We start from the raw sequence: 14064 nt of genomic DNA, 5'->3' as shown, positions 1-14064 counted from the left end.
ATCTCGCCGTGTTCGGTCGACTTCCGTACGCCCGCAAGCCGCGCCGCGCACGCATCGCCGTGCCGGTTACCGCGGCCGCGCTGCTGGTGGGGTTGCTGCCCGCCCAGTCGCTCGCGCTGCCCCCGGATCCGGCGAAGGAGGAGACCGGACGGGAGTCGTTGACTCTTGAGGCGCTGAAGCGGGATCTGCCGGTGCCCGGCCTGAGGATCCCCAGCCGCCATCTGGAGACGCTGAAGGGGCAGATCCCCAAAGAGCAGGTCGCACCGACAGCCGGCACGGTGACGCCGCCCTCGAACGTGAGCGGCTCGGTCACCTTCGGCTCGACGACGACGCCCGCCTCCACAAGGACCGCTGCCCAGCAGGCGGCGCTCAGCCCCGTAGGAACCCTGCCCGTAAGCCTCGGCCAGGCCCCCGACCAGCCGACGCCCACGGGCACTTGGCAGGTGACCATCCCGGACCGGACCGCCGCGGTCAGCCAGGGCATCGACGGCGCCCTGATGGTGGTCCGGGCCCCCGACACGGGTGCGGTGCCGGTCTCCGTCAAGCTCGACTACGCCAAGTTCGAGAGCCTGTACGGCGCCGACTGGGCCTCCCGGCTGACCTTCGTGCAGTTCCCGGAGTGCTACCTGACCACGCCGGACGACGAGGCGTGTCAGACGTACGAGGAGCTGGAGACCGACAACGACCCGGCGTCGAAGTCCGTCACCGCCACGGTCGACCCCGCCGCCGACGGTACGGTGACCCCGGCTTCCGCCCCGTCGGACTCCACGACCGGAGCCGGTGTTGCCCAGGCCGCCTACCGCACCTCGACATCCGCGATACCCGCAGCCACCGGCGACACCGCTGTCGTCGGCGCCCTGGATTCCGGTGTCGGCAGCGGCAGTTTCAAGGCGACCTCGCTCGCGTCCAACGGCAAGTGGGCGGCGGGAGGATCTTCGGGCGCCTTCACCTGGTCGTACCCGCTGACCGTGCCGGCGCCGCCCGCCGGCCCCGCGCCCAAGATCTCCTTCGAGTACAACTCGCAGACGGTGGACGGCCGTACCGCCGTCTCCTCGCCCCAGGCCTCCTGGATCGGCGAGGGCTGGAGCTACGACGTCGGCTTCATCGAGCGCCGCTACCGGACCTGCAAGGACGACCGCAAGGCACTCGACTCCGGTACGCCCAACAACACGGCGACGAAGGACAAGACGTCCGACCTGTGCTGGGTGTCGCCCAACGCGGTGATGTCCCTCAACGGCAAGACCACCGAACTCGTCCGCGAGTCCACCGCCGGCGCCAACCCCGAGACCGCGACCGAGGTCTACCGTCCCCAGAGCGACGACGGCACTCGTGTCGAGCACCGGGTGGGCGCCGTCAACGACGACAACAACGGCGAGTACTGGGTCGTCACCGGCAGGGACGGCACGAGCTACTACTTCGGGCAGCACCAGGTGGGCGGCGGCCACGCCGACACCAACTCCGTCTCCACGGTGCCGGTCTTCGGCAACCACCCGGGGGAGCCGTGCCACGCCACCGCCTTCGCCGACTCACGCTGCGGAGCGGGTAAGCAGCAGGCCTGGCGCTGGGGCCTGGACAAGGTGGTCGATGTCCACGGCAACACGATGATCGTCAGCTGGAAGCAGGAGACGAACTACTACGCCCCGCGCAAGAAGTTCAAGTCGCCCGAGCAGTACGGTCGTCACGCCTATCCGCTGTCGATCGAGTACGGGATGCGCCCGAGCGCGCTGACCAAGCCGTCCGCGACGATCGAGTTCAACGTCAAGCAGCGCTGCCTGAAGTCGGACACGGCGTGCGACGCAGCGAACTTCGCCAAGACCGACGACCCGGGCGCCTACCGCCCCTGGTGGGACACCCCGGGCAACCTCAACTGCAAGTCCACTTCCAAGCTCTGCCCGGCGTTCCCGTCCTTCTGGACCCAGCTGCGCCTGGACTCGGTCACCACCAAGGCCGCGCGCGCCGGACAGACCGCTCTGGGCCCGGTCGACAAGTACACGCTGCACCAGTCCTTCCCCGAGGACTGGTACGACACCTCGCCCGGCCTGTGGCTGAACTCCATCACCCGCACCGGCTACGCCCCCGGCGACACCACAGGCACCCTCCAGTCCGAGTACGGCGTCAGCTTCTCCGCGTACACCGTGGGTTCCACCTCACCACTGCGCGACCGGCTGAAGGACCGGCAACTGCCCAGCCTCGTCCCCAGGAGCAAGACCGATCAGCGCCCCGGCTTCACGCGCCCCCGCATTGGCACCGTCTCCACCGAGTACGGCGGCGACATCGAGGTCGAGTACACCGGCGGCTGCGCGGCCGAGCCGGCGGAGGACAAGGGCAAGAACAATGGCACTTGCTACCCGGTCCGCTGGTCGCCCGACGGGGATGACAGAACGCCCAAGAAGGCCTGGTTCAACAAGTACGTCGTGGCGTCCGTGACCGAGACCGACAAGGTCACCTCGCACGGTGTTCCTGTCACCAACATGTACGAGTACGAGGGCACGGCCTGGGCCAAGAGCGACGACGAGTTCACCCGCCCCGCCCTGCGCACCTACAGCGACTGGCGGGGCTACCGGCAGGTCTCCGTCCGTAAGGGCGCCAAGACCACCTCCACGACGAGCGTGCTGAACGGCCAGTCCTACACCGTCACGCGCTACTTCCAGGGCGTCGGCGGCGAAGTCAAGGACTCCAAGAGCGCCTACACACTCGTCGCCGACGATGCGCCGCAGTTCGCGGGCATGACCGCGGAGACCACCACCTATGTCGACTCCGACGGCAAGATCCGCAAGCGGCAACTGACCTTCCCCTACTCCAAGCAGACTGCTTCCCGCGCCCGGGAGAACGAGGACGGAACGGCTGGCGAGCCGCTGCTCGCCCATCGCGTCGGCGTCAAGCGGACGGACGACTTGCAGGCGCTCGGTGCCGACTGGCGCGGCGTTCGCACCACCACAACGGTGGACGACACCTACGGCCTGCCCCTCCAGGTGGAGTCGGCCGTGGTCAGGATCAACGGCACCGCCGAGACCTTCTCCGACCGGACCTGCACCACCACGTCGTACCTGCACAACACCACCGACTGGCTGATCGGTCTGCCCAAGGAAGAGCGCGTCACCGCCACCAGCTGCGCCGCCCAGGCCGCCGCTGACCCGGCCACCCAGCTCAAGTCGTCGGTGCGGAACACCTACGACAACCTGACCTACGGCGCCACCCCGACCAAGGGACTGGTCACGTCGCGAGCCGAGATCAACGGCACCGGCACGGCGCACTCCCACGTCATCGGCACCAGCTACGACCCGTTGGGCCGGGTGCGCACCGTCACGGCCTCCGGGCAAGGCACGACCGAAACGCAGTACACCCCCGGTGACGCAGGCGGTCCGCTCACCGAGGTGAAGTCGCTCAACGCCAAGGGCCACATCACCAAGACGACGTTCGACCCCGGCCGCAGCCTGCCGCTGACCGTGACCGACCCCAACGGGCGGGTCACGCGCAACGAATACGACGCCCTCGGCCGCCTGGTGAAGGGCTGGTCGCCGTCCCGCTCAGCCGCCGGCCAGTCGCCGAACGTGCAGATCTCCTACCAGGCGGCAGTGGCTACCCCCAAGGTCAACCGCCCCGCCTCGGTGACACTCCAGACACTCAAGGACGACGGCACCTACGCCCAGACGGTGACCCTCTACGACGGCCTGCAACGCGAGGTCCAGACCCAGACCGAGGCCCACGGCCCCGGCCGGATCATCGTGGACACGAAGTACAACGACCATGGCCTGGTCCGCGAGAAGACCGCCGGCTACCTGGCCAAGGGCGAACCGGCCACCGACCTCTTCGCACCCAGATCCCTGTCCCTGATACCGAGTTCCACCAAGTTCCGCTACGACGGCCTGGAGCGCGAATACCGCGCCATGGTCTACCACGGCGGCAACTACAAGTACGGCTCCTTCGCCACTCACAGCGAGATCTACACGGATGTGGACCCTCCGGGTTCCACGGCCCCGAAGACCCGGACCTACGTCGACGCCCTCGGCCGGGTCACCTCCGTCAAGCACTACAGCAGGACGAGTGGGGACACCGGCCGCACGACGGCGTACGAGTACGACGCCCGTGGCTACCGCACCAAGGTCACCGATCCCGCGGCCAACGCCTGGTCCTACGTCTACGACACCCGCGGCCGGGTGACCTCCTCCACGGACCCCGACACCGGTACGACGGTGACGTCGTACGACGAGGCCGACCGCCCCAACTACACCAAGGACGCCCGCGAGCAGGAGACATACACGGAGTACGACCTGCTCGGCCGGGTGAAGGCCGTACGCCAGGGCTCCGCGACCGCGAGCCCGGTGAAGTCGTACACCTACGACGACCTGCCCGGAGGCCTCGGCAAGCCGACCGCCTCGACCCGGCACACCGCAGACGGCGACTACGTCAACCGCGTCACCGGCTATGACGCGGAGTACCACGTCACCGGCAGCGAGACAGTCATCCCGGCGAACTCGATGACGACGGGCCTGTCAGGCACATACACCTACGCCTACACCTACACACCCACCGGTCAACCGCAGTCGGTCATGCTGCCCGCGAAGGGCGGCCTGGCGAGCGAGAAGGTCATCACCCGCTACAACAGCGACGGCCTGCCGGAATCCACCTCGGGCCAGACCTGGTACACGGCGGACGCGACGTACTCGCCGTACGGCGAGGCCCTGCGCACGGTGTCGGGCGCACAGCCGTACCGCGTGTGGACCACGAACTTCGTCAACCCGAACACCGGCAGCCTCCAGCGCACGGTCACAGACCGCGAGACGGCGGGCCCGCACCGCATCACGGACAGCTACTACTCCTACGACGCGTCCGGCACGATCACGTCGAACGCCCGCCAGTTGGCGGACGCCGAGTGGGACACCCAGTGCTTCACCTACGACGTCATGGGCGAGCTGACCCACGCGTGGACGTCGAACATGGAGGGCGCCGGCTGCAAGGCGGCGAACGGCACGACGTGGGGCTACCGCTCGGATTACGCGTTCTCCTCCGGCCCGGTAGCGGACGCGCCTGACGAGTCGACGGACGGCACGGCCCCCGATGCCTCGCTGACGTCAACGCTGTCGGCAGCGGCCCCGGACTCCACGACCGTCTCCACGGGGGCCACCGCCTACCGCCAGTCGTTCACCTACGACTGGATCGGCAACCGCGCCACGATGACCGAGCCCGACACGGCGGACGCGACGAAGAACGTCACGTTCACGTACGGGCACGGCAAGACGGTCGCCGGGAACGTGACCCAGCCGCACACAATGACGTCGATCAAGTCCACGCCGTCGGGCAAGGACAGTTCCTACACGTACGACGCGACGGGCAACACGACCGACCGGGACCTGCACAACACGACGCAGGACTTGGTGTGGAGCCCCGAGAACAAGCTGGACTCGATCACCGCAGCCGGCACGAAGACGACATACGTCTACGACGCCAACGGCAACCGAATCCTGGAAAAGTCCGCGACCGGCTCGACCCTCTACCTGGGCGAAACAGAGCTGACGACAAACACGACGGGCACCATCACGAAGGCGTCCCGCACATACGCCCAGCCCGGCGCGCCAGCGGTGACCCGCACAACGACGAACGGCTCGACTACGGGCCACAAGCTCAGCGTTCTTCTGGCCGACCACCTGGGCACGGCGAACACGACGGTGGAGCTGGCCTCCGGCCAACCCGTCACCCGCCGTGCATTCAAACCGTTCGGCGAACTCCGGGGTGCGAAGCCGACAAGCTGGCCGAACAAGCGGAGCTACTTGGGTGTCGGAATCGACGACGCGGCCACGGGCCTCACGCACATTGGAGCTCGCGAGTACGACCAGAGTTCGGGGCGTTTCCTGTCGACGGACCCAATTATCGACGTTGCTGATCCGCTCCAGATGAACGGGTATTCCTACGCCAATAACAGTCCGGTCAGCAAGAGTGACCCGACTGGCCTCCTGACCGTTTTTGACGGAAGCGGTGGCGGGAGTTCATCACCGGGCGACCAGGAGTGGGTGGAAAGCCAGACGCCGGTCACGAATGATACTCAAAGCCTCATCACCCACTTCTCGGAGAGCAGCCCGAACGGTCACAACCCGGACAGCAATTACTGGGTCACACCCATCTACGAGAACAGTGGCCAGAGCAACGCGTGCTTCGGTCGACTAGCTTGCGCCAAGGCATACAGATTCCTGCTGCGTAGTGATGATACGGAGAAAGCAAAGCGCATAGCCGCGACTTACTGCATCGAGCACTACAACGAGTGTGCCGAGGACGCGCGCGCCTATGACCGAGGCAAACTGATCGAAGGGTTTGTTGCCGCGCTGGTCACCGGTGGCAAGGCGAAGGGTGCCAGCCCCTGCAAGTGCTTCCTGGCTGGCACCGATGTCCTGATGGCCGACGGCGAGACAAAGGATATCGAGGACATAGAAGTTGGCGACGAAGTCCTCGCCACCGACCCGGAGACCGGCGAGGCGGGCCCCCGCAAGGTCACCCACCTCATCGTCACCGAGGACGACAAGCACTTCAACGAACTGTCCATCGCAACCGAGGACGGCATCGAGAAGCTCACAGCAACGCACGAGCACCCGTTCTGGTCACCTTCGGAGGACAACTGGGTTCCGGCCCGCCAACTCGAACCGGGCATGACCCTGCGCACCGACGAAGGCGACACAGTCATCGTCACCGGAAACCGGGCTTTCAGCAGGCACGCGCGTACGTACAACCTCACAGTCGATGACCTACACACGTACTATGTACTGGCGGGCGAGACCCCAGTACTCGTTCACAACTCGGGCGGGGTGGACTTTGACCTCACCGAAATGGATGAGCCAGGCCACAGCAACTACATATTGATGGACAAAAATAAAATGGTCTATTATGTCGGAAGGTTTGGGCCTAACGAAACACCGGCGAGTGTTCAAAGGCGGCATGGCGACAACCATGACCGGTTCAACCGTGCAAACGGTGACGATATGGTCGTATATCCGGGTACGAGGACATATGGTCAAGCGCGTCTCCTGGAACAGCGAATGATGGAATACTTCAACACCTACGTCGGAAGAGGTCCAACGTGGAGGGGGAATCGCGATAACCCGATGGAATCAGCGAAAGTGCCTCAGTATCTTTCGTACGAGAGGTACAAGAATGGAGGGTGTCCGTGATTAGGGAACGCGCGTACGCAAAGCTGACGGAAATTCTGCTAGAGTTCTCCGAAACTGCGGGCGGCCGTCCATCGTTGAAGGAATTCTTGGAGCTCTTTAAGTGGCCGTCGGATGCCATTTACTCTTCCCCTCTCAAATTCGAGGCTACTCTGGCGGACGGAACCGTCTACTCTGGCCCAACAGGGTCCAGAGTATCCGAAATGAATGACTCGGTCTTCACCGACCTGACTGACTTCCTCGCGGGCCTGTCTGGCGAGGAAGGCGGGAACCCTGTGCCTCCGAATGATCTGGCGAACGTCCTGCTGGCATTCATTAATAGTGAAGCAGCAAACCTCGTAGATGTGTCCAGTGGAGATGTTTCAGGTCTCTCAATTACAGGAACGGGAAGTGTTGCCCCGCCCGAGGTGGGGGGCATCCTGGCTGTTCCCGCTGGCGGCGCCTGGTACGCAGTGATCGTGGTCGCACGAAACAGATTTGGAGTGGCGCTCGGAATCTTCGGGGAGAAGTTCCGTTCCCTGAAGACCGTACAGCCCGAACGCTCGACCGCGTGCAAATTCCCCGTCTACAGTGATGATACGCAGGTCGTGAATGGGTCATGGCAGGTGGTCGGGCGCGATGAGGGCCTACTTTCCGCGTTCCCGGCCGAGCCGGAAATCTACCACTCGCCGAATCCGGTATTTCCGGGATTTGATTTTGGCGAGTTTGGTGCCGCCGAGAGTCCCGCTGGGGCTATTAGGCTGATCGATGGCGATGAAGCGAGGGCAGTTGGGATTTTGACCGGAACCTACAGGCAGGCATTTACGGGCGAATTTCTGCAGCAGTGCCTGGAGGGCCTGGTAAGACAGCAGCGTTAACCTGAGCTTTAGCAGAGCCTTAGGGCTTGCCGGGAAATAAGTCGTGGCTTCCAGCTCCGGGGATCGTTGTAGTGGTATGGGGAGACCGGAGGAGATCGAGGCCGTCCTGGCGGCGAAGTTCGAGACGTTGTTGCCGCATCTGGACGAGCGTCAGCGCCGGCTGGCCATAGGGGCGGAGGCGCGGTCGCTGGGACACGGTGGAATCAGGCTCGTCGCCCGTGCGGCCGGAGTGCGGGCGGGCACGGTCTCGCGCGGGGCGGCTGAACTGGAGTCCTCCAGGGCCCGTTGGGTCGAGTCCGCCGTACAGGCGGAGGCCGGAAGAAGGCGAGTGAGCTGGATGCGGGACTGCGGCCCGCGCTGCTTGCGTTGGTCGAGCCCGACGAGCGGGGCGATCCGATGTCGCCGCTGCGCTGGACGACGAAGTCGACCCGGAACCTGGCAGCAGAGCTGACCCGCCAGGGCCATCCCGTCTCCGCCGACACGGTCGCCGGTCTGCTGCGGGAGGAAGGCTTCAGCCTGCAGGCCAACGCCAAGACCGTCGAAGGCGCCCAACACCCGGACCGGGACGCCCAGTTCCGCTACCTCAACGAGCAGGCACGAGATCACCGGGACGCCGGAGATGCGGTGATCAGCGTGGACACCAAGAAGAAGGAACTGATCGGCAACTACAAGAACGCCGGTCAGGAGTGGCGGCCCGCCGAGCAGCCCGTGGAGGTCAAGACACACGACTTCCCCAGCCAGGCCGAGAAGGCAATCCCATACGGAATCTACGACACGACAACGAACACCGGTTGGGTCTGCATCGGCACCGATCACGACACCGCGGCGTTCGCCGTCGCCTCGATCCGCCGCTGGTGGCAGTCCCGCGGCCGGCACGACTACCCCCGCGCCTGCAGGCTACTGATCACCGCTGATGCCGGGGGCTCAAACGGCTACCGCACCCGCGGCTGGAAGGCCCATCTGGCCGACCTCGCCGACGAGACCGGCCTGGATATCACCGTGTGTCACCTGCCGCCCGGTACATCGAAGTGGAACAAGATCGAGCACCGGCTGTTCTCTCACATCACCATGAACTGGCGCGGCAGGCCCCTGACCAGCCATGAAGTCATGCTCCGCACCATCGCCGCGACAACCAGCCGCACCGGCCTGACGGTGCACGCCGAACTCGACAGCGGTCAGTACCCCACCGGCATCCAGATCAACGACGAGGCCATCGCCGCTTTACCGATCATCCGGCATCGCTTCCACGGAGACTGGAGCTACACCCTCCACCCCGCAGACACGGGCGGCCACATGTACAACAACGGGAACAAACGCACTGCCCACGCAGTCGTCTCAGAGCTCATGTCTCGCAATGGAGTGACCAGCGGTCCAACGTCGGACGAGCTGTGGAGCGTAATCGCCAGAGTCAGTGACCCTGAAAAGAAGGGGCATACAATGGACATTGGTCAGATCGCGTCGATGCTGCGGGGGTACTGATGGATGCATCGGCGAGTAATCTCGAGGAGCTGATGGAGCGCTTGGGTGGCTCCGGGGTTACGATGATTATCAAGGTTGATCACGAAAGAATGGCAGAGGGCGGTAAGCCCTGGACCCTTGTCATGTCAGGGCCTGGACTCGGTGAGCGTGGGCTTATTCGAACCGACTCGCCCACCTTTGAGCATGCCATTGGTTACGGACTCGGCGAGCTCCGTAAATGCCCTGGTGACTGGGATTGGCTGGCAGAAATCTCGTAGCTTTCGGCACGAGGCCCTCCCGAACTCCTCGGGAGGGCGTCGTGCCGTTTGACGGCAACGTCAGCGGACGACGGCTGCGGCGGTGGATCGTCGGGGTCATGGTCGATGGAGCTGAGGGGCGGCCCAGAAGTTCTTTGATCACGACCACTTCGACGCCATGCTCGTCGGCTGGATGCCGCATTGGCCGAGTCGAGGAAGCGGCGGCAGCGACGCCCTTGATGGGAAGGGCGGCCGGGGAGACACGCACAGGCTCGATGCCCGGACGGGGCGGCGCCGCTCTGTCACACAACCCCGGCCCCTGGCCGCCCAGAACAGCACACCGGAACGACCGCAGCCGCTAGCAAGCCGCATACGCCATTACCTCGCCGACCAGGCCAGCCGTACGCGAGCCAATGGCTGGCGCTTGCCCCGGCCGACGGCTTCACTGCACGCGTGTTCGGAGACTCGCTTGTGGGGCGAATCCTTGGTGTGAGCAGGTGGAGGCACCCGTATGCTGGGCCACGGAGCCGGTTTCCCGTTCCTGGTGGAGGTCCTCATGAGCACGCCCACACCTGAAGACTTCAGCCACTCGCCGCCCCGGCCACGCCTGTCGGTCGAGGAGCTGCTGGCGGCGAAGAACACCCAGCCGATCCGCTCCCTGGACGACCTCGTGGCCGAGACGTTCGAATCGGACGAGGAACTGGAAGAGTTCCTCGCCTTCACGTACGCCGAGCGCCATCGAGACGTGGCCTGAGGCCGCATGCAACCCGTCATCCTCGACACCGACGTCGCCTCCCTTTCCCACAAGCGCAAGCTCGCCGGGCCGCTCGCGACTCGTCTCATCGGCCGCAAGCCGCTGATCACCTTCGTGACCCACGGCGAACTGACCAAGTGGATGGAGATCCGCCACTGGGGCGCTCGCAGTCGCCAGGAACTCGCCGACTGGCTCGCCGACATCCCCGTGCTGCCCGGCGACGAGTCCGTCGCCGCCACCTGGGGGCGGCTCTCGGCCGCCGGGATTCAGCGTGGCCGACCCCGCCCGGTCAACGACATGTGGATTGCCGCCTGCGCTCTCACCTACGACCTGCCGCTCGCCACCCTCAACGTCAAGGACTACGAGGACTTCCGCCTCCACCACGGCCTCCGCATCCTCGGCGCCGAGTAGCAGTCGCGTCTTACGGCAACGCAGACGGCAACTGGACTCGACACCGCCGCACGTCCCCGAACCGACGGAAGCCGAGCAGGTGGAAGCCACAAACCTCCTCTATCGAGACCCGGCACTGTACGACCTGCTCCAGTCCGACAGCACGGGCGCCGAGATGTGCCAGGCCCTGATCGAGTCGCACCGGCCGGACGCCCGGACTCTGGTCGACTTCGGATGCGGTACCGGTCGGGACTTGGAGATCCTGGCCAAGTGCTTCGAGTGCATCGGCGTGGATCTCCAACCCGGCATGGTCGATTACGCTCACCAGGCCCGGCCGGGGCTGGATGTACGCATCGGGGACATGCGCACCGTACGACTCGGCAAGCGCATGGACGTGGTGACCTGTATCGGCAACAGCCTCGCCTACGTGCACGACAACAACGAGATCAGTCAGGTCTTCGCCACCTTCGCGGCCCACGCCCGGCCGGACGCGCCGCTCGTGTTGTGCTCCCCCGTCGCCCCTATCACCCGGAGCGAGCCGAACACCGCCACCGTTGACACCCCTCGGGGTCCGGCGACGGTCACCATCCGGCACGAGTGGGACCTGCGGACCCAGATCAACACCATGCACCGGCACTGGGTGTTGCCCTCGGGCGACGAGGCTCGGGACGAGATCCGCAGGCGGGTTCTGTTCCCTCGTGAGCTGGAGCGCTGTGCGAACGATGCCGGCTTCGAGATCCTCGACATGACCGACGGCAGAGGGGCCGGGCCCATCGGCCCAACCGCGTACCCGCTCGCCCGGTACATGAGCTCTGTCATCCAAGGCTGAGGTGCGGGGTCCGCTTCCAGGCCACCCCGGCACCCGCTACCGTAGCCCCGCCTCCCACCGTCACATTCGCGCCACCAGGAGCCCTCCATGACCGACACGCGGGCGCCCGTTTTCGGGTTGGTCACGCCCGAGGACTGGTATCGGATTCCGCTGCAGCCGCAGGAGCGGCGGGAGGCGTCCGTTGCTGCGCTCATCAAGCGGCAGTTCGCCGGTGTGGATGATCAGCCCGTGTTGCGGCGGAAGGCGGAGGAGCAGCTTCTAGGGGCCGCCGAGGCGGGGGTTGAGCAGGGTGGGGTGGTGCTGTACCTGTCCTTCCTCGAAGCCGGGGGGATTCCGCTCTCCGCCTCTCTGCTCGTCTGTCGGATCTTCGAGAAGTTCGACAGTCTCGACGCCGTTGTCGCGCTCGCCGGGTCCGGTGAGGTCGAGCCCGTCAAGCTTCCCGCCGCCGGGCCCGCCGCGCGGCTGCTCCGGCGCGCGCGGCCCAAGCAGTCGCGGAAGCTGGGAACCGAGTTCGAGGACACGATCGTGGAGTACTTCGTGCCGGTTCCGGATCGGGACGAGGTGCTGCTCCTTACGTTCAGCACGCCACTGGAACCCATCGCCGACGCCTTGGTGGGGCTGTTCGACGCCGTGGCCGGAACCCTGCGTTGGCATCAACCAGAGGAGATACAGGCGTGAGCAAGAAGCTCAAGGTCTCCACCGACGACCTGCGCACCGCCGGTACCGGCCTGCGGACCGTGGCGACCGAGCTCGAGGGGCTCGACAAGCTCATGGACGCCTACGACCGCCGTACCGTCGGACACCAGTTGCTGCACGAGCGGCTGCAGGAGTTCTCCGACGGCTGGGACGACAACCGCAAGAAGATGATCGAGGAGATCAAGGGCCTCGGCACGCTCGCCCACGAGGCGGGCAAGGCGTACACCGAGCTCGATACGGCGCTCTACGACGCCCTCGTCGGCAAGGGGAAGAAGAAGTGACCCGGCCCGCAGACCACCGGTGGGAGGTGCTGGGGGAGAGCGGTGACCCGGTACCCGGTGACGTCCACGACATGAAGGCGCTCTCGCGGCGGTTCGCGGCGACGGCGAAGACCATCACCGACACCGCCGCCGCGCTGCGCCGGATCGGGAATCTGGAGAGCTGGGACTCCGAGGCGGGCCGCGCCTTCGCCGAGAAGGCGAACGAGACCGCGAAGACCGTCAGCAAGGCCCACGACCGGTACGCCGACGCCGGGTCCGCGCTCAAGGAGTACTGCACCGAGCTCGAGACCGTGCAGGGCGAGGCCGACAAGCTCCTCACCCAGGCGGAGACCAAGGCCGGCGACCTGTCCACGGCCAAGTCCAGTGCGGCGAACCCGCCCAAGGGCACCGACGACGCCGCGCAGGACAAGCTCGACAAGAAGGCCTCCGACCTCCAGGACGACCTCGACGGCCTGCGCGAACAGCTCTCCGGGCTGAAGACCCGTCACAAGGAGGCGGGCGACAAGGCCGCCAAGAAGATCCACGACACGACCGAGGGCGACGGGCTCAACGACTCCTGGCTGGACGATCTACGGGACACGTTGAAGATCGTCAGCGATATCGCGGGGGCGATCGCGGCCGTGTGCGGGCTGCTCGCCCTGTGCGTCGGGTGGATTCCCATCATCGGGCAGGCCCTCGCCGGTGTGCTGGGCACCATCGCCCTCATCGCCACGGCGATCTCCCTCGTCTGCCATGTGCTGCTCGCCATCAACGGCGACGGCTCCTGGGGCGATGTCGCGATGGACGTCCTCGGCCTCGCCACCTTCGGTATCGGCCGCGTCTTCTCCGCGGGCGCCAAGATGGCCGCCACCGTCGGCCGCAGCAGGGTCTGGACGGCGGCCACGCAGTACGTCCGTGGCTGGAACCCGAACATGACCTCGGCCGCGCGCCGCGCACTCGTCGAGTCCATGGTCGGCGCCCGGGCCGGCGCCCGCCCCGGCGCCGCACTGCCCGACGTATCGCTCGCGGCGGCCTTCCGGGGCCTGCCCACGTCCTTCGTCGACGACCTCGGCACCATCCGCACCAACTGGCGCGACCTCTTCAAGGTCGGCGACAACTTCTCCGCCGCCCGCGACGCCTACAACGCCGCCGGCGCGCGCGGCCTCGCCAGCATGTACGCGGGTCCGGGCATGGTCGACGAGCTCACCCGCATCAAGAACATCGACCCCGCCGACCTGAGCTTCATCGGTACGCCGGACGCCTTCAAGCAGGCCATCGCCTACAACTCCCTGGGCCTCGCCGGCACCGGCACGGGCGCCGGCTCCGACACCAAGAGCTTCATCGGGCTGTTCGGCGGCGACCCCGAGATCGATGTCACCGGCTCCGACGCGTCGCTGGCTGGAGTGTGA

The 14064-nt window shown here is 66.2% G+C and carries 8 protein-coding genes and 1 pseudogene; all 9 read left to right on the top strand.

Annotated features, from left to right (window positions below; translation table 11 throughout):
* Window positions 1–8: 8 nt before the first annotated feature.
* The 9 genes and pseudogenes from OHT76_RS17380 to OHT76_RS17340 all read left to right on the top strand — a co-directional run bounded on the left by OHT76_RS17380 (window position 9) and on the right by OHT76_RS17340 (window position 14064).
* Complete coding sequence (locus OHT76_RS17380; protein WP_443049798.1) at window positions 9–7157, top strand: polymorphic toxin-type HINT domain-containing protein; 7149 nt, start codon at window positions 9–11, stop codon at window positions 7155–7157.
* A complete protein-coding gene (locus OHT76_RS17375; RefSeq protein ID WP_328871748.1) occupies window positions 7154–8011 on the top strand; it encodes a hypothetical protein in 858 nt (285 codons plus the stop codon). The genes OHT76_RS17380 and OHT76_RS17375 overlap by 4 nt, the downstream gene beginning before the upstream one ends.
* A gap of 76 nt (window positions 8012–8087) precedes the next feature.
* Window positions 8088–9289 (top strand): annotated as a pseudogene (locus OHT76_RS17370) (ISAzo13 family transposase); the annotation flags it as partial.
* Between the two features lie 993 nt (window positions 9290–10282).
* Window positions 10283–10480 (top strand): hypothetical protein, encoded by a 198-nt coding sequence (locus tag OHT76_RS17365; protein ID WP_328871747.1) that lies wholly within the window; start codon window positions 10283–10285, stop codon window positions 10478–10480.
* 6 nt (window positions 10481–10486) lie between these two features.
* Window positions 10487–10891: a type II toxin-antitoxin system VapC family toxin gene (locus OHT76_RS17360; RefSeq protein WP_328871746.1), complete on the top strand. Its 405-nt coding sequence runs from the start codon at window positions 10487–10489 to the stop codon at window positions 10889–10891.
* Between the two features lie 79 nt (window positions 10892–10970).
* Complete coding sequence (locus OHT76_RS17355) at window positions 10971–11699, top strand: class I SAM-dependent methyltransferase (RefSeq protein ID WP_328871745.1); 729 nt, start codon at window positions 10971–10973, stop codon at window positions 11697–11699.
* Window positions 11700–11786: 87 nt separating this feature from the next.
* Window positions 11787–12377 carry a hypothetical protein gene (locus tag OHT76_RS17350; protein WP_328871744.1) on the top strand — a complete coding sequence of 197 codons (591 nt, stop codon included), beginning with the start codon at window positions 11787–11789 and terminating at the stop codon, window positions 12375–12377.
* Window positions 12374–12676, top strand: a complete 303-nt coding sequence (locus OHT76_RS17345) for a hypothetical protein (RefSeq protein ID WP_328871743.1) — start codon at window positions 12374–12376, stop codon at window positions 12674–12676. Before OHT76_RS17350 ends, OHT76_RS17345 begins: the two co-directional genes overlap by 4 nt.
* On the top strand, window positions 12673–14064 hold the full coding sequence (locus OHT76_RS17340; RefSeq protein ID WP_328871742.1) for a WXG100 family type VII secretion target: 1392 nt from the start codon (window positions 12673–12675) through the stop codon (window positions 14062–14064). The genes OHT76_RS17345 and OHT76_RS17340 overlap by 4 nt, the downstream gene beginning before the upstream one ends.

The organism is Streptomyces sp. NBC_00287 (assembly GCF_036173105.1).
In the GTDB taxonomy this organism is placed as follows: Bacteria; Actinomycetota; Actinomycetes; order Streptomycetales; family Streptomycetaceae; genus Streptomyces.
This window is presented reverse-complemented; position numbering and strand designations above follow the sequence as displayed.